Consider the following 17,417-nt stretch of genomic DNA (forward strand, 5'->3'; position numbering starts at 1 on the left):
GTCGGCAGATCCTCAGATCGCAGGGCAAATCCGGTGCCGACACCAGGCACGGATCAGGTCATCACCCTCGGCGTCGCGGCTGATCAGCGTCAGATTCTCGGGGCCGAAGCCAAACCGTACCAGTTCCATCGCGATGTTCAGCGCGATGCCGGCCGGCAGGCGGGTGATGCGACCAGGCAGATCCGGGCCCTGCCGCATCGCCGCCGGACTGCGCCCGATCATGTCTCTCAGGAGCGAGCCGATGAAGAGACGCCGCTACTCTTCTGTAATGGTCCGCTTGTTGCGCGGGTTTCAGGGCCACGCCGGCCTGTGCTGTCCGGAGGGGCAACGCTTGCGCGGGCGCCGGCGCCAAAATGCGCATGCCTCGCTAAGTTGAATAATGTTCATATTTCGTTCACGAATTGCAGTTGGCGCGGCGCGGATTTTATCCTATCTCTCTCTTTCGCGTTTATCCCCTGAGTGTCGAGATGGCGGTGTGATGATGGCCGAGCATAAGTTTATCGAAGTGCGCGGCGCGCGCGAACATAATCTGAAGAACGTCGATCTTGATATTCCGCGCGATCAGTTCGTGGTGATCACCGGGCTGTCGGGCTCGGGAAAATCTTCGTTGGCCTTTGACACGATCTATGCCGAAGGGCAGCGCCGCTATGTCGAGAGCCTTTCGGCCTATGCGCGCCAGTTCCTCGACATGGCCGGAAAGCCCGATGTCGACCATATCTCGGGTCTGAGCCCGGCGATTTCCATCGAGCAGAAGACCACCTCGAAAAACCCGCGTTCGACGGTGGGGACGGTCACTGAAATCTACGATTACCTCCGTCTGTTGTTCGCGCGTGTCGGCGTGCCATATTCACCGGCGACCGGGCTGCCGATCACCGCGATGCAGGTGCAGGATATGGTCGATGCGGTGATGGCGATGCCGGAAGGCACCCGCGCCTACCTTCTGGCCCCCATCGTGCGCGACCGTAAGGGCGAATATAAGAAGGAATTCCTGGAACTTCGTAAACAGGGCTTCCAGCGCGTCAAGGTGAATGGCGAATTCTACGAGCTGGAAGAGCCGCCGACACTCGACAAGAAATTCCGCCATAATATCGACGTGGTGGTCGACCGCATCGTGGTGCGCGAGGGGCTGGAGGTGCGGCTTGCCGACAGCTTCCGCACCGCGCTGAACCTTGCCGATGGTATCGCCGTGATCGAGATGGCCGATGAGGGCGCCGAACGGAAAACCTATTCCGAAAAATTCGCCTGCCCGGTTTCCGGCTTTACCATCGCCGAAATCGAGCCGCGGCTGTTTTCCTTCAACGCACCTTTCGGCGCATGCCCGTCCTGTGACGGGCTGGGGGTGGAGCTGTTCTTCGACGAGCGTCTCGTCGTGCCCGATCAGGGCCTCTCGATTCTGCAGGGCGCGATTGCCCCCTGGGCGAAATCGAAATCGGCCTATTTCACCCAGACGGTCGATTGTCTGGCGAAGCATTATGGCTTTGACAAAAAGACCAAATGGCGCGATCTGCCAGAGCAGATCCGCCAACTTTTCCTTTATGGATCAAAGGGTGAGGAGATTGACTTCACCTATGATGAGAATGGTCGCGTCTATAAGGTGCGTCGTCTTTTCGAGGGGATCATCCCCAATATGGAACGCCGCTACCGCGAGACCGACAGCACCTGGTCGCGCGAGGAAATGGAGCGGTATCAGAACAATCGGCCCTGTTCTTCCTGTAACGGCTACCGTCTGAAACCCGAGGCGCTGGCGGTGAAAATCGCCGGGCTGCATATCGGTCAGGTGGTGCAAAAATCGATCCAGGAAGCGTTTGACTGGATCTCGACGGCGCATGAGACGCTCACGGGCCAACAGAATGAAATCGCAAAGGCAATTCTCAAGGAAATACGTGAACGCCTTGGATTCCTTGTGAATGTCGGGCTGAACTATCTGACGATGGCGCGTAATGCCGGCACGCTTTCCGGCGGCGAAAGCCAGCGGATCCGGCTGGCGAGCCAGATCGGATCGGGGCTGACGGGTGTGCTTTATGTGCTGGATGAACCTTCGATCGGATTGCATCAGCGCGACAATGACCGGTTGCTTACGACCCTGAAAGGGTTGCGCGATCAGGGCAATTCCGTGCTGGTGGTCGAACATGACGAGGATGCGATCCGCGAGGCGGATTATGTTTTCGACATCGGCCCCGGGGCTGGTGTCCATGGCGGGCAGATCATCGCGCGCGGCACACCGGCCGAGATCGCGGCCAATCCCGACAGCCTGACCGGCCAGTATCTTTCGGGGCAGCGCGAGATTGCAGTGCCCAAGGAACGTCGCAAGGGGAACGGGAAAAAGCTTACGGTTGTAAAGGCTTCCGGGAATAACCTCAAAGACGTGACCGCCGAATTCCCGCTGGGCGAATTTGTCTGTGTCGCGGGGGTATCCGGGGGCGGCAAATCGACCCTGACCATCGAGACGCTCTACAAGACAGCTGCGATCCGGCTGAATGGCGCGCATGAGACGCCGGCGCCCTGCGAGACGATCAAAGGGTTCGAGCATCTCGACAAGGTCATTGATATCGACCAGCGCCCCATCGGGCGGACTCCGCGGTCCAATCCCGCGACTTATACCGGCGCCTTCACCCATATCCGCGACTGGTTTTCGGGTCTGCCCGAGGCGAAAGCGCGCGGCTACGGGCCGGGGCGGTTCTCGTTCAACGTAAAAGGCGGGCGCTGCGAGGCCTGTCAGGGCGATGGCGTCATTAAGATCGAGATGCATTTCCTCCCCGATGTCTATGTCACCTGCGAGACCTGCAAAGGGCAGCGCTACAATCGCGAGACGCTGGAAATCAAGTTCAAGACCAGGAGCATCGCGGACGTTCTTGATATGACCTGCGAAGATGCGCGCGATTTCTTCCAGGCGGTGCCCTCGATCCGGGAAAAGATGGATGCGCTGTGCGAGGTGGGCCTTGGCTATATCAAGGTCGGCCAGCAGGCGACGACGCTTTCCGGGGGCGAAGCGCAGCGGGTGAAACTCTCAAAAGAGCTCAGCCGTCGCGCCACGGGCCGCACCCTCTATATCCTCGATGAGCCGACCACGGGCCTGCATTTCGAGGATGTGAGAAAGCTTCTCGAGGTGCTGCATTCCCTGGTCGATCAGGGCAATACGGTCGTGGTGATCGAGCATAATCTCGACGTCATCAAGACCGCCGACTGGGTCATTGATATCGGCCCCGAGGGCGGCGATGGCGGTGGGCAGATTGTCGCGAGCGGCACTCCGGAAGAGGTCGCGAGGGTCGCGGCCAGCCATACCGGGCGCTATCTCGGCCCGATGCTGAAGCCGCGGAGGGTGGCGGCAGAGTAAGCCGCCAGAGCCCATTCAGCCGGGCCTGGCTCTCACGTCGCTGGTCCTCACTGTACGGTCCGTGACACTGCCCCTGCGACCCATATGATCGCGGGGGCGTTTGCGCCTTTCCTGATCACCGGGGGCGTTTCCTGCCTTCTTTTCAGGCGAAACCGGTCTACCCGGCCTCCGCCGCATCGAGAATCAACCTTTCCTCTCCGTAAAAACGTGGCGCCAGGCTCCTGATCGGTCTGGAACCGGCCCGAAGACGGGCGCTCATCGCGGCGGAGTTCCTTTTTCGAGGCGCTTTTTCGGGCAGATTTCCTGCATGCTCCGGTCGCACCGCTTTGGCGGCCGGGATCTTTTATTGCCCGTTGCATTGCGCTGCCGCATTTGCTTACGTCTGTGGCAAGAGAGCGGTTAATCCGCCGCAGAATTCGGCTGGCCAGGCCAGCAATGAAGTCAGGGAGAACTGAGTGACGGTTGATCCGAAGAACGACGCTTTCGTCGCTTTCGAGCATGTTCAAAAAAGCTATGACGGTGTCTCGCTGGTCGTTAAGGATCTGAACCTCCATATCGCCAAGGGCGAGTTTCTGACCATGCTCGGGCCATCGGGATCGGGTAAAACGACCTGCCTGATGATGCTGGCGGGGTTCGAGACGGCGACCCATGGCGAGATCCTTCTGGATGGTCGTCCGATCAATCAGGTGCCGCCGCATAAGCGCGGCATCGGGATGGTGTTCCAGAATTACGCGCTTTTCCCGCATATGACGGTGGGGGAGAACCTGTCCTTCCCGCTGGAAGTGCGCGGCATGGGTAAGGATGAGCGCGAGACGCGGGTGAAACGCGCGCTGGATATGGTGCAGATGGGCGCATTTATCGCACGGCGCCCGGCGCAATTGTCCGGCGGGCAGCAGCAGCGTATCGCACTCGCGCGGGCATTGGTGTTCGACCCGAAACTGGTGCTGATGGATGAGCCGCTGGGGGCGCTCGACAAACAGCTGCGCGAGCATATGCAGTTTGAAATCAAACACCTGCACGAATCTCTTGGCATCACGGTCGTCTATGTGACCCATGACCAGGGCGAGGCGCTGACCATGTCAGACCGGGTCGCGGTGTTCAATGATGGCCGCATCCAGCAGCTTGCCCCGCCCGCCGATCTGTATGAACGCCCCGAAAACAGTTTTGTCGCGCAGTTCATCGGCGAGAATAACAAGCTGCCGGGCACGATTGAAGAGATCGGTGGCGGCAAGGCACGGGTGCGGCTTTCGACCGGCGAGCTGATCGACGCGACGCCGGTGAATGTCACCGCGAGCGGTCAGAAGACGCTGGTCTCGATCCGGCCGGAACGGATCGAGTTCAAGCCCTCGCTGATGCCGCCGGGCGCGCTGACGCTGGATGCCGAAGTGCTGGAGGTCATCTATATGGGCGACATCCTGCGCACCAGGATGCGCGTCGCCGGGACCGATGATTTTGTGGTGAAATGCCGCAATACCCTCGATCAGACCCGGCTCAATCCGGGCGAAAAGATCAAGGTCGGCTGGCATCCGCAGGATGCCCGCGCGCTTGACGCGGTCTGAGAACCGCTGCGTGTAAGCGCCCCCCCGGTATACCGGGGCCTTGCCTCAGAGGCTGCGAAAACGGGCATAAGACCCGTGCGGCTCCGGGGTCACTGTTTTCCCCGCAAGGGGACCATTTTCAACACGGGAGACTGATAATGAAAAAACTGCTCGTCCTCTCCACCGCACTTGGCGGGTTCGCGCTGCCAGCACTGGCGCAGGAGGTCACGGTCATGGGCTGGGGCGGCGCCTATGCCAACAGCCAGATCGAAGCCTATTTCAAACCCTTTACCGAAAAGACCGGCATCAAGGTCAATTCAATCGATTCCGACAATCCGGCGATCCCGGTCAAAGCGCAGGTCGATGCGGGCAATGTGACCGTTGATGTCGCCGTGCTTGAAATCGCCGATGCCGTGCGTCTGTGCGACGAAGGCCAGCTGGTTCAGATCGATGGCGCCGATCTGCCTGATGGCGCTGATGGCACCAAGGCGATGGACGATTTCCTTCCCGGCACCGTGACCGAATGTATGGTTGCTGCTGACATTTTTGCGACCATCATTGGCTATGACACCACGAAATTCGCCGAAGGCGCCGGGCCGAAGACGATCGCCGATTTCTTCGATACCGAGAAATTCCCCGGCAAACGTGGCGTCCGCAAGAACCCGAAAGTTACGCTTGAAATGGCGCTGATGGCGGATGGTGTTCCGGCGGCTGAGGTCTATGCCCTGCTCGAGACCCCGGAAGGCGTCGACCGCGCCTTCGCCAAGCTTGATACAATCAAGAAAGATGCCGTGTTCTGGGATGCCGGCGCACAGCCGCCGCAGCTTCTGGCGGATGGCGAAGTGGTGATGACCATGGCCTATAACGGCCGGATCTTCAACGCGGCCCATGGCGAGAACAAGCCCTTCGATATCGTCTGGGACGGCCAGGTCTATGAATGGGAAGGTTTCTCGATCCCGAAAGGCGCCCCCAATGAGGCGGCGGCACTTGAGCTGATCAAATATGCGACCTCAAGCGAGGTTTCGGCGAAAGCGGCGTCTTACATCTCTTACGGCCCGCCCCGCAAATCGGCCGCAGCTTTCGTCGGCAATATCGACGGCTCCGACAAGCCGATGCTGCCGAACCTGCCGACCGCGCCGCAGAACCTCGGCAATGCGCTGGCCTCGTCACAGGATTTCTGGGTCGATCGCGATACCGAACTGGGCGAGCGCTATAACGCCTGGCTCGTGTCGAACTGAGCTGAAACGGGGGTGCGGGGGGCATATCCTCCCGCACTCCCGCCATTCCCTCCCTGTCGCCAGAGTGCTGTGATGACCTTTGCCCAACCGTGCCGGATCGCCGCTGCCCTGTTTTTTGGTATCGGGCTTTCGCTCGCCATACCGCCGGAGCTGCAGGCCAGAGATACCGGGGCGGTGACGTCGTCGAAATCGGGTGCGATGGCCTTTCTTACCGCTGATATCGCGATGAATGCCGCGATGGATGCCGCGCGCGAAAGCCTGCCACCGGTTCTGGCGGCGGCTGCGAAATCCGATCTCTCAGATCACAGCTATATGGTGAAATGGGCGCATCCCGTCGATCTGGGCGATGCCGGCACCGAACATAGCTGGGTCGTGCTGACGGGGGTTCACGGAAGTCTCGTCGAGGGGACACTCGCCGCTCAGCCTCAGGGCTTTTACGGCAAGGCCGGCGATCCGGTGTCTTTCCCCGCAAGCGAGATCTCGGACTGGATGCGGTTTCGGCCCGATGGGGTGATCGAAGGCGGCTATACGACCCGCGTGATGATCAGCCAGATGAGCGAGGAAGAACGCGCCTCTTATGATGTTGAATTCGCAGCACTTCCCGCCGCGCCCTCAGGTCTGAAACTAAGCGCCGGCAACTGACCGGCCTCGCAAGAGGCTGACCATACTCCGCGACGGGCCCTTTCGTAGATCGGACCATGCCCGCCGGGCCTGAGACGCGATCCAGGCCGGACAGATCAGAAGAATAAGCGCCCCTGCAGATGCGGGGCAGAAGTTTCAGGACAGAATTATGGCAGAAACCACCATGGATCCCACCGCCGCCGGGCTGAAGACAGCCGATGGCCGCCCGCTGAAGGCGGCGCTGGCCGCGGCACAGTCGCGGGCGAAACGGCGGGCCTTCCTGCTGGTTCTGCCGCTCCTTCTGTTCATCGTGATCACCTTCGCGCTGCCGATCGGGCAGATGCTGCAACGCTCCTTCTATCATGACGGGTTCTCCAAGGCCTCGCCCGCGCTCGGGGCCTGGTTCGCCGCCAACCCGGCGGGTAAGGAACCCGATGAGGCCGCCTATGCCGCACTCGCCTCCGACCTGCTTTTTATGAAAGAAAACCGCCTTGCCGGTGAGGCGGGCACCCGGATCAACTATTCCGTCCCCGGGACACGCTCGCTGATCACCTCTGCCGCGCGCGGGGCGGATGATCTGCAGCCGCCTTACCGCGAGGCTCTGCTGGAACAGGACAGGAAATGGGGTGAGCCGCTGTTGTGGGTCGCGATGCGGGAGGCGGCTTCACCCTGGACCACCGATTTCTACCTCTCCGGCATCGATATGCAGCGCTCCGCGGATGGCGGTATCGAACGCGTGGCCGAGGTGAACCGTGTCTATATCTGGCTCTATGTCCGGACCTTCCTGCTCTCGGCGGTGATCACCGGCATCTGCCTGCTGCTGGCCTTCCCGATCGCCCATATGCTGGCGACGCTGCCGATGGCAAAGGCCAATCTGCTGATGATCCTTGTGCTGCTGCCATTCTGGACCTCGCTTCTGGTGCGGACGACATCCTGGATCGTGCTGTTGCAGGGCCAGGGGGTGATCAATTCCCTGCTGGTCACGATGGGCGTGATCGATGACAGCGGGCGGCTCGCGCTGATCTATAATCAGACTGGCACGATCATTGTGATGGTGCATATCCTGCTGCCCTTCATGGTGCTGCCGCTCTATTCGGTGATGCGGGTGATCCCGCCCAGCTATGCCCGTGCCGCACGCTCGCTCGGCGCCACCTCCTGGACCACTTTCCGCCGGATCTATCTGCCGCAGACCCTGCCGGGGATCGGGGCAGGCGTGCTTCTCGTCTTCATTCTGGCGGTCGGCTATTACATCACGCCCGCCCTGGTCGGCGGCGCCGATGGTCAGCTCTTCTCGAACCAGATCCAGTTCCATATGACCAAATCGAACTGGAGCCAGGCCGCAGCCCTCGCCGCCATGCTGCTCGCCGGCGTGCTGCTTCTCTACTGGCTCTATGACCGCCTGATCGGCATCGACAAGCTCAAGCTCGGCTGACGTCACTCCGATGAAAGGGGCAAAAGTCAGGCTCCTTTCATCTGTCCTTAAATATCCTCTGGGGGTCCGGGGGGCGAAGCGCCCCCGGCGTCTTTCTCCCCGCGGCAGCCAGAAAAGACACCACCTGTCAGGAGACAGCCATGGCCCTTCCGACCTATGCCGACCCGCTCGAGCGCGCCTGGTATTACGCCTATATCGTGATCTGCACGCTGATCTTCATCTTCCTGATCGCGCCGATCCTTGTCATCATGCCGCTCTCTTTCAATGCAGAGCCCTATTTCACCTTTACCTCAAAGATGCTGAGCTTCGATCCGGAGGGCTATTCCCTGCGCTGGTATGACGAGCTGGTGGTCAAGGGCATGCAGAGCACCGGCGCCACCGGCGCGGCCTGGTGGTCGGATATGTGGCAGAATTCGGTCTGGGTAAAAGCGGCGAAAAACTCGGTGATCATCGGCTTCTGGGCGACAATTCTCTCGACCGTGCTGGGCACGCTCGCAGCTCTTGGCCTGTCGCGCCCCGAAATGCCCTATCGCCGGCTGATCATGGCGGTGCTGATCTCGCCGATGATCGTCCCGATCATCATCGTCGCCACGGGGATGTTCTTTTTCTATTCGAACCCCTGTTCGGTCATCGGCGTGACCTGCGGCACCGAAGAGCAGCCCTGGCGGCTGACCTCGACCTATACCGGCGTGATCCTCGCCCATGCAGCCCTTGGCATTCCCTTCGTGATCATCACTGTGACCGCAACGCTGTCGGGCTTTGACCAATCGCTGATCCGAGCAGCCGCAAGCCTTGGCGCAAACCCGCGAACCACGTTTTTCAAGGTGATCATGCCGCTGATCCTACCCGGTGTGATCTCGGGCGCGCTGTTCGCCTTCGTCACCTCGTTCGACGAGGTGGTGGCTGTCCTGCTGATCGCGGGCCCGGAACAGCAGACCATTCCGCGCCAGATGTGGAACGGCATCCGCGAAGCGATCTCGCCCGCGATCCTTGCCGTGGCAACGATCCTCGTGGTGATTTCCATCGCGCTCCTGACCACGATCGAGGTGCTGCGCCGCCGTTCCGACGCCATGCGCGGCGTCACAGGGAGCTGAACGCGCCGCCGATTTCTTCAGAAAGAAATCGGGCCGGAGTTTTACTTAAAACTCCGGCGCACCGCGTCAGGGCAGGATCTGCAGCCAGAGCCAGACCGAGAGGATTGAGAATGCAGTGCCAAACAGCACCGCCGAAGCATTCACCCGTTTGGCCACGCCATACATATGCGCGAAAAGATAGGCATTGGCGCCAGGCGCCATGGCTGCTGTCAGGATCATCGAGCGCAAAGCCGCATCGCTGATCCCGAAGATCCCGCGCCCGATCCCCCAGGCGATGGCCGGATGGATCACCAGCGACGTGACGCAAATCCACACAATCGTCCAGCGATCCCCTTCGGGCCGGTAGCGAAACAGGACGCCGCCCAGCCCGAACAACGCCGCCGGCAGCGCCGCCAGCGCCAGCATATCCACCGCCGACCAGACCGGACCGGGCAGGGCGACCCCGCTCAGATTGACCGCAAAGCCTGAAATGATCGCCAGCACCAGCGGCTGATGCAGAATCGCGCCCGCGATCTGGCGTGACAGTCGAAAAGCCGAGAGACCCTGTCCGCGCGAGCGCGCCCAATCCATCAGCGAGATCCCCAGCCCGTAAAACAGCGGCGAATGCACCGAGATGATCGCGAAATTCCCCGCCAGCGCTTCGGTCCCAAAGGCGCGTTCGGTGATCGGCAGGCCGAGAAGCAGCGAGTTCGAGAACATCCCCGCAAAGCCGATGGCGATGGAATCGGTCAGCGGCCGGTGGAACAGCCACAGCGCCCCGGCAAAGCAGATCGCAAAGCCCGAAAACGCCCCGATATAAAAAGAGAGCATCATTCCCGGATCATAGGCGAGCGACAGATCCAGCCCGGCCACGCCACGAAACAGCACACAGGGCAGTGCATAGCTCTGGGCGAATTTCATCAGCCCGTCGACATGGCTTTCGCTGAACTTGCCCGTTCTTGCCGCCAGCCAGCCGAACCCGATGACGAGGAATACCGGCAGGATAACGTCTAACAGCGCGGACATGGCAGCTACTCTTGCTGGGCCTCAGCCCGGGATGTCGTATTCTATGACCATGCCGTCAAAGGCGGGGCGGATATGCCGGGGCAATTCGCCACATAGCGTGTCATAATCCAGGTCGAGATGCATATTGGTCAGAACTGCCCGCTTCGGCGCCGCGCGGGAAATCCAGTCCAGCGTCATCGCCAGATGGGCATGGGTCGGATGCGGTTTGCGGCGCAGCGCATCGACCACCCAGCAGTCAAGCCCCTGCAAATGCTCCCATGCTGCATCGGGCAGGGCGACGGCATCGGGCAGATAGGCCAGCGGACCGATCCGGAAACCGAGCGCATCGATGGTGCCATGTTCGGCGAGGAAGGGAATGAATTCGATCGCGCCGCCCGCGCCTTCGATCACGACGGCGCCGTCGATCGTGTTCATCTCGAGGATCGGCGGATAGCTGCTGCCGGCGGCCTGGATGAAAGCATAGGCAAAGCGCGAAAACAGCGCCTCCTGGGTCGGGCCATCGGCCCAGACCGGCAACCGACGCTGCATGTTCAGAACGATCTGGCGCAGGTCATCCAGCCCATGGACGTGATCGGCATGGGAATGGGTATAGATCACCGCATCCAGCGTGCCGATGCCGGCATCCAGCAGCTGATCGCGCATATCCGGGCCGGTATCGATCAGCACACGGGTGGTGCCCCCGGCACTGATCCGTTCGACCAGCATGGAACACCGGCGACGCCGGTTTTTGGGATTGGACGGGTCACAATCGCCCCAGTTATTGCCGATCCGCGGCACGCCACCGGAAGAGCCACAGCCGAGAATGGTAAAGCGCAGGACGCTCATGGCTGGCCTCCGGTCACCGACACGGCACTGGCTGACGACAGGACCCGGTCAGGTGCGCGGCTTTCACCCTGCAAAGCCCCGAACGCAGCGGCCCGGGAAAACAGCCGGTCGAAATTCGCGCTGGTGGCGCGGGCAAATTCGGCCTCGCTCAGCCCGAAAAGACCCGCGCCCACACGGGCGGTATGGGCGACATAGGCCGGCTCGTTGCGTTTGCCCCGATAGGGCGGCGGCGCGAGATAGGGGCTGTCGGTCTCGACCAGCACACGCTCAAGCGGCGCGCGGGCGAAGATATCGCGGATCTCCTGGCTTTTGGGGAAAGCGGCGATCCCCGACATCGAGAGATAAAACCCCAGATCCAGCGCCACTTCCGCCAGCCTTGCGCCGGAGGTGTAGCAATGCATCACGCAGCTGAAGGGCGCGGCTTTCATACCATCTGTCAGCAGGCGCTCCATATCCTCATCGGCATCGCGGGAATGGATCACCAGCGGCAGGCCAGAAAGCTGCGCCGCCTCGATATGGACCTGGAGCGAGGCAAGCTGCGCGTCGCGGGTCTCGGGCGTATAGTGGAAATCGAGGCCGGTTTCGCCCAGTGCCACGAATTTGGGATGCTGGCTCAGCGCGATCAGCTCCGGCGCGGTGATTGCCGGTTCCTCGGTCACATGCAGCGGGTGGACGCCATAGGTGTAGAATACGCCGGGATGGGCCTCGGCCAGGCCCTGGCAGAGGGGCAGCCGTGCGATCCTGGTGCAGATCGTCACCATCCGCGTGACACCGGCTGCGGCCGCACGGGCGATCAGGTCATCGGTCTGCCCTTCGAAATCCGGGAAATCGAGATGGCAATGGCTGTCAACAAGCAGCGGCAGGGAGGGCATATCGGCGGGCGTATCGGGCAGCAATTCGGGGGGCATCGTGTTCCGGTCTCGGTTCTGGCCGGCATGTCAGCCGGAGGCGAGGCTTCCCGCCATGGCGTCGATCCTCAGCAGGATATCCATGAGAAGGGCGGCAGGGTCAAGGTTGACCGACTTGCCGCGCCTGGCGCGGAGCGTCAGGCTTTGCGCAAGTTCGGCCCAGGGGCGGGCCGCAGCGGTTCCGGGCGCGAGCCGGGCAAAGAGCGCGGCTTCGCCCGGCGCGGCCTCGGGCGGGGTTTCGCGTTTGGCGGCAGCGCGGGCGAGGCGCGAGAGGAAAAGCTCGATCTGGGTCAGGACGAGGTCGAACCGGTCACCCTGGCCCCGGGCACCGGCGGCCTCGCTCAGCGCAAGCGCGCGCGGGCGGTCAAGGCGCGGCAGGGTGGAGAACAATGTCACCAGCGCGGCATAGGTTTCCAGCCCTTCGAGATTGGTCAGGCGAAAGGCCTCGCCCGCCGAGCCGCCTGCGAGTTCGCTCAGGGCCGCGATCTCATACGGCTGGGCCAGGCCGCCGGCCTGGGTCAGCGCATCGGAAAGTGCATCGGGGGCCAGCGGTGTCAGGCGCAATTCGCGGCAGCGCGAGCGGATCGTCGGCAACAACCGCGCCGGCTGATGCGAGACCATAAGGAAAGTGGTGCCGGGAGGCGGCTCTTCCAACAGTTTCAAAAGCGCATTGGCGGCATTGGGGTTCATCTCGTCCACGCTGTCGACAATGGCGACGCGGCGGCCCCCATCGGCTGCGGAGAGCGCGAAGAAGCTCTTCATCCGCCGGACCTCATCGACAGTGATCACCTGAGAGATGGCGTTGCGTTTGTCATTCGGGGCGCGGCGCAAGAGGAAAAGCCGCGGCTCGGCCAGGGCGCGCATCCGCCGTGCGACCGCGCTTTCGGGATCGGTATCGAGCGAGGCGGGCGGTTCAGGCGCGCCGAAAAGGCCGCCATCCGTGCCGGGATCCGGGGTGGTCAGAAGGAAACGGGCGATCTTCCAGGCCAGAGTGGCCTTGCCGACGCCTTTGGGGCCGGTGAGCATCCAGGCGTGATGCAGCCGGCCATGGTTCCAGGCGTCGAGGAAACCGGCCTCGGCAGCCTGCTGGCCAAACACCGCGGCGGTCTCGCGCGGATGGGGCGCGCCTTCGGTGCGGTCGGGTTCCGGGAGATCAGGATCGTCAGCCATGGGCTTTCATTGCATGTCAGGGGGCCTGGGGAAAGGGGCTGCAGGCAGGATGCCGCGCGAGGGGGCATTGCCCCGGCTTTGCGCGGTCAGGTCCGCGCAAAGCCCCCCGGAATATCTCAGTCAGGAGGAAGGGGGCAGTTCCGGCGCCACGGTCTCGCGGATGCGCGCGGCGATCTGGTCGGGGGAGGCATCACCGCTGATCACCCGGAACCGGCCCGGATGGGCATGGGCGAGGGTGAGAAAGCCGTCACGGGCGGCGGTCTGGAAGGCGAGGCCCATATCCTCGAACCGCATCTCATGGCCCTGGCGGGCGGTGGCGCGGGCAAGGCCGGTCTCGGGGGCGAGGTCGATCAGCAGGGTGAGGTCGGGTTCGATCCCGATCATCAGGTCGTGGAGCTGGTCGACAGTTGCCGTCAGATCGCCCCGGGTCAGGCCCTGGAAAATGCGGGTACTGTCGGCGAACCGGTCGCAGATCACCACCTCGCCGCGGGCAAGCGCCGGGCGGATGGTCTTTTCAACATGGTCACGGCGGGCGGCGGTGAAGAGGAGGATCTCGGTCTCGGCCGACCAGCGGTCGGTGGCGCCCTCAAGCACGAGGCGGCGGATTTCTTCGGCCCCCGGAGAGCCTCCGGGTTCGCGGGTCAGGGTGACCTTGCGGCCCTCGGCACGCAGGCTCTCGGCAAGGCGCAGGGCCTGAGTGCTTTTGCCGGATCCGTCGATCCCTTCGAAGGAGAGGAACAATCCCGTCAACTCGGCCTCAGCTGGCCGGAGCGGGCGCAGCCGCTGGCGCTGGCCCGACATAGGTGTTCCACAAGATGCCCGAGGTTACCGTCAGGCGCCGCACAAAACCGGCTTTCGCGACTGGTGCCTCGGCCACCAGCGGCACATGGTGATCGGGCAGGCCGGGGATCTGGATGATCAGCTCGGCAAGCTCGGTGCCGGCTTCGACCGGGGCGGGGATCGGCCCGTTATAGACCACAGAGGCGTTGATATTGGTCTGGCCCATGGTCGGCACCAGCAGCGTCAGGTCCTTTGCCGGGGTCAGCCCGACGGTCGCGGCCTCGCCCATGAAGACCTCTGCCTCGGCAACCCGGCTGCCCTGTTTCACCACGGTTTTCGCGGCGAACTGGCGGAAGGCCCAGTTGACGATGGCCTCTGATTCCTGGGCGCGCGCCGCATCGGTCTCAAGCCCGGTGATCACAAAGACCACGCGACGCCCGTCATCATGGACTGCCGATCCGACAAGGCCAAAGCCCGCCTCCTGGGTGTGACCGGTCTTCAGTCCGTCGGCCTTCCAGTCGCCGCCCTTGATCCTCAGCAGCGGATTGCGGTTCTCGCTGTTCGAGGGCACGCGGTCTTTATAGACAAAGCCCGTCATGCCAAACATCGGATAATACTCGGGAAATTCTTCGATCAGCCGCACCGCGAGGATGCCCAGATCCTGAAGACTCATCCGCTGGCCCGGGTCCGGCCATCCCGAAGAGTTGGCGAAATGTGACTGCGCCATGCCCAGCTCGCGCGCGCGCTCGGTCATCAGGCGCGAGAAATTCTCCTCGGACCCCGCCATGCCTTCAGCCACGACCACACAGGCATCATTGCCGGAATTGATGATGATCCCGTGCAGGAGGTCTTCGATACTGGGCCGGTCATCGGGTTTGACGAACATTTTCGACCCGCCCATCTTCCAGGCCTTTTCCGAGACCGAGAATGTGTCGGTCATCTGCATCCGGCCCGATTTCAGCGCCTCGAACACCATATTGATGGTCATCAGCTTTGACATCGAGGCCGGCGGCAGCGGCTCGGTCGCGTTCTTGTCCAGCAGGACCGTATGGGTGGTCACATCATACACCCAGGCGGCACGCGCCTGGGTCTCAAAGGCCTGAGCCGGCACCAGGGCGGTTGCAAGTGCCGCGATGGCGTATTTGAGCGAAGAGAAAAGCCGTCTCAGGGACATATCTGTATCCTATTTCAGCATATAGGCATCGGCAAAGCCGGCGGATTTGATTTTCTTCAGCGTGGCAGAATCGCCTTTGGTGAAGACCGACCAGTAATCCTTGCCCTGCGAGCTTTCCTTGCGGATCTGGGCGGTGACACCGGCCTTTGCAAGCTGGCCCTGGGCGCGGGTGGCATTGGCCTCTTGCGAGAAGAAGCCGATCTGGATCGACCGGCCTTTGGTGGCGGCCGGCGCGGGGGCAGGGGGAGCAGCCTGGGCTGCAGGCTGTGCCGCGACCGCACCCGCTGTCGTGCCGGCGCCTGCGGCAGCGGTGGCTTCTGCGGCTGCAAGCCTCGCATCTGCCTGTTTCGCGGCCTCTTCCGCCTCGCGTTTCAGCTGGCTTTTGGTCTTTTTGGTGCCGGCCTGTACCGGGGCTGCAGCAGCAGTTGCGCCGGCGGCGGGCAGGGCGGACGAGGTGACGCCACCACCATCCAGTGGACCCGTCGTTACCGGAGCCTTCGCGACAGCGAGGCTTTCATTGCTGTCGAGCACCGGCTGACCGGGCGCAGTCTGCTGCGTCTCTTCGCGCCGCAGGGCCGTCACTGAAAGCTTTGCCGGTTGCCCGGCCAGGAGCCCGAGCGCATCAGCCGCATCTGACGAGATCTGCAGTTTCGGCCCGGGATTGTCGGCCTCACGCCTGAAAAGCGCGCCGATGACGAATTTCCCATTGGCCTGATTGCGCATGATCACCCGCTCGGGGTCGGTCACATTCGGCGAGGCGACCCAGACGCCGCCCAGGGACGGCCGCCCGTCCCAGAGCGCCTCCTCGGTGACCTGGAAGACCTGAGGCGCTTCGACATCGCGCTCGACGATCGTGGTTGACCGTTTCGGTTTGGCGGTATTCGACGCGGATGCTGTCGCCGCGCTTCCGCCGGGCGAAGATGTGAACGGTCCGGTCCCGGGCTCGCAGGCCGCAAGCGCCAGCAATGCGCCCGTGGCAAGCAGGGCCGTGCGAATCCGGCCCATTGCAGCCAGACCGCCCTTTACCGGCGCACCGGCCGGCCGGCCTGCGCCACGCAGTGCCGGGAAACCGACGGGAGCCTTCAACTCCGGATCGGCTGGCTGTTCACATCTGCTCATGTCCGCCCTCATACGCGCCATACGCGGTCTCGAATGCCGCGCTTTTAAATTGTTTTTCAGGCGATCACAGAAAAACGGGCACCACCCAGTGGGGATCCCTCATCCCGCACCTGGAACGGGTCGGTCCTGTCGCCGGCCGCCCCGCTTGCGGGAATGTCTGTCTGCTTTGCCTGTCTGCTCTTTTGCGCGTCAGTATACCCAGAGCCCCCCATTATGGAAAGAGCCGAGGCGGCCCTGCCTTTCACGATTGGCGGAGATTGGCAGGGGGTTGGGGTTCTGTGTATTTTATAATGAAATACATATGCTTAAGTAGTATAAAAGGTGCAGATGCCCTGACGCCGTCCTGCCGGATCTGCTTATCCTCGAGTGATGGCCGCACCTTCAGTCCACAGCTGCCCGCCCATGCGATGCGCCAGGGGGAGGCGCCGTCAGGCAAAAGGTCGGAGGCCGAGTTCACATTATCAGCTTGGAAATTGTTTCAGCAGTCAGTAAGCAAGACCTGCGTGATCGGGCGGGCAACCGTCGCCTCGGGGTGACCCCCCTGAAACGCGCATGCGGATGAGTGGCCGAGTGGTTTAAGGCACTGGTCTTGAAAACCAGCGAGGGGCAACCCTCCGTGGGTTCGAATCCCACCTCATCCGCCACTTCAGTCCGCTTCTGGGCACGCCAACCGCCGCCGACTGCCGCACTTGGCCAGCAACAAGCGTTCTCAACAATTCCTTCTTCGATCCCATGATGCGAATCGCATCGTCCGCGACTTCGACGCGTTGCGCCAAGGCGCGCAGATGATCCCGCCGATAGCCCCCTTCGCTGCCCCGGATGCGTTCGCGTGCGCGGCGGGCAAAGCCGAGGACCATCGTCGGAGTGATGGCGCTATGGCCGGGACTGTCGAGCAGCGCCTGAGCCCGGTCGGCATCGGCTCGCGCCTGATCGCGGATGACCTTGAGGCCGGCGATGCGCTCCTTGAGCGCCGGGTCGTCGAGATCGGCGACGCCGGCCTCGATGGCGTCATAGGGGCGCTTGAGGCGCATGTCTGATTCGACCGCCCGCCGCTCCAGTTCGGCAATGTGCTGCCGGCGTCGGTCGGCCTGATCCTCGCGGCGGCCGAGGACGGTCCCAAGCAGCTTCTCCAGCCGGTCGGGATCGAGCAAGCGGTTCTCGATGTGGCTGACCACCATG

At 62.6% G+C, this 17,417-nt stretch carries 15 protein-coding genes and 1 tRNA gene; 8 read left to right on the forward strand and 8 right to left on the reverse strand.

The window, feature by feature from the left end; translation table 11 throughout:
* Positions 1-12 precede the first annotated feature (12 nt).
* Positions 13-222: a carbohydrate kinase family protein gene (locus M3484_RS01120; protein ID WP_249495395.1), complete on the reverse strand. Its 210-nt coding sequence runs from the start codon at positions 220-222 to the stop codon at positions 13-15.
* 259 nt (positions 223-481) lie between these two features.
* Between M3484_RS01120 and uvrA the strand changes: the two genes are divergently transcribed.
* From uvrA to M3484_RS01150, 6 genes are all read left to right on the forward strand, one after another.
* Positions 482-3,334, forward strand: a complete 2,853-nt coding sequence (gene uvrA, locus M3484_RS01125) for an excinuclease ABC subunit UvrA (protein WP_249495396.1) — start codon at positions 482-484, stop codon at positions 3,332-3,334.
* Between the two features lie 455 nt (positions 3,335-3,789).
* The gene (locus M3484_RS01130; RefSeq protein WP_092897880.1) at positions 3,790-4,893 is read left to right on the forward strand and encodes an ABC transporter ATP-binding protein; all 1,104 of its coding nucleotides are present in this window, start codon (positions 3,790-3,792) and stop codon (positions 4,891-4,893) included.
* 137 nt (positions 4,894-5,030) lie between these two features.
* Positions 5,031-6,110, forward strand: coding sequence for an ABC transporter substrate-binding protein (locus M3484_RS01135; protein WP_092897878.1), 1,080 nt, complete (start codon positions 5,031-5,033; stop codon positions 6,108-6,110).
* A 72-nt stretch (positions 6,111-6,182) separates the two neighbouring features.
* Positions 6,183-6,752, forward strand: coding sequence for a DUF2314 domain-containing protein (locus M3484_RS01140; RefSeq protein ID WP_249495397.1), 570 nt, complete (start codon positions 6,183-6,185; stop codon positions 6,750-6,752).
* A gap of 148 nt (positions 6,753-6,900) precedes the next feature.
* Complete coding sequence (locus M3484_RS01145) at positions 6,901-8,163, forward strand: ABC transporter permease (RefSeq protein ID WP_249495398.1); 1,263 nt, start codon at positions 6,901-6,903, stop codon at positions 8,161-8,163.
* Between the two features lie 140 nt (positions 8,164-8,303).
* Positions 8,304-9,257: an ABC transporter permease gene (locus M3484_RS01150; protein WP_249495399.1), complete on the forward strand. Its 954-nt coding sequence runs from the start codon at positions 8,304-8,306 to the stop codon at positions 9,255-9,257.
* A 66-nt stretch (positions 9,258-9,323) separates the two neighbouring features.
* Here M3484_RS01150 and M3484_RS01155 read toward each other — a convergent pair whose 3' ends face one another.
* From M3484_RS01155 to M3484_RS01185, 7 genes are all read right to left on the reverse strand, one after another.
* On the reverse strand, positions 9,324-10,262 hold the full coding sequence (locus tag M3484_RS01155) for an AEC family transporter (protein ID WP_249495400.1): 939 nt from the start codon (positions 10,260-10,262) through the stop codon (positions 9,324-9,326).
* Positions 10,263-10,283: 21 nt separating this feature from the next.
* Entirely contained in the window at positions 10,284-11,087 is an 804-nt protein-coding gene (locus M3484_RS01160) for an MBL fold metallo-hydrolase (protein WP_249495401.1), read from the reverse strand.
* Positions 11,084-11,995, reverse strand: coding sequence for a TatD family hydrolase (locus tag M3484_RS01165; protein WP_249495402.1), 912 nt, complete (start codon positions 11,993-11,995; stop codon positions 11,084-11,086). The genes M3484_RS01160 and M3484_RS01165 overlap by 4 nt, the downstream gene beginning before the upstream one ends.
* Positions 11,996-12,025: 30 nt before the next feature.
* A complete protein-coding gene (locus M3484_RS01170; RefSeq protein ID WP_249495403.1) occupies positions 12,026-13,165 on the reverse strand; it encodes a DNA polymerase III subunit delta' in 1,140 nt (379 codons plus the stop codon).
* Positions 13,166-13,285: 120 nt separating this feature from the next.
* Positions 13,286-13,915, reverse strand: a complete 630-nt coding sequence (gene tmk, locus M3484_RS01175) for a dTMP kinase (RefSeq protein ID WP_249495404.1) — start codon at positions 13,913-13,915, stop codon at positions 13,286-13,288.
* A gap of 7 nt (positions 13,916-13,922) precedes the next feature.
* Positions 13,923-15,119 (reverse strand): D-alanyl-D-alanine carboxypeptidase family protein, encoded by a 1,197-nt coding sequence (locus M3484_RS01180; protein WP_249495405.1) that lies wholly within the window; start codon positions 15,117-15,119, stop codon positions 13,923-13,925.
* Positions 15,120-15,128: 9 nt separating this feature from the next.
* A complete protein-coding gene (locus M3484_RS01185) occupies positions 15,129-16,238 on the reverse strand; it encodes an SPOR domain-containing protein (RefSeq protein WP_249495406.1) in 1,110 nt (369 codons plus the stop codon).
* A 556-nt stretch (positions 16,239-16,794) separates the two neighbouring features.
* Between M3484_RS01185 and M3484_RS01190 the strand changes: the two genes are divergently transcribed.
* Both M3484_RS01190 and M3484_RS01195 read left to right on the forward strand, forming a co-directional pair.
* Positions 16,795-16,882: transfer RNA gene (locus tag M3484_RS01190), tRNA-Ser, on the forward strand.
* 231 nt (positions 16,883-17,113) lie between these two features.
* A complete protein-coding gene (locus tag M3484_RS01195; protein ID WP_249495407.1) occupies positions 17,114-17,275 on the forward strand; it encodes a hypothetical protein in 162 nt (53 codons plus the stop codon).
* Positions 17,276-17,417 lie beyond the last annotated feature (142 nt).

The sequence above is a fragment of the Pseudomonas sp. GX19020 genome (genome assembly GCF_023371075.1).
In the GTDB taxonomy this organism is placed as follows: domain Bacteria; phylum Pseudomonadota; class Alphaproteobacteria; order Rhodobacterales; family Rhodobacteraceae; genus Pseudogemmobacter.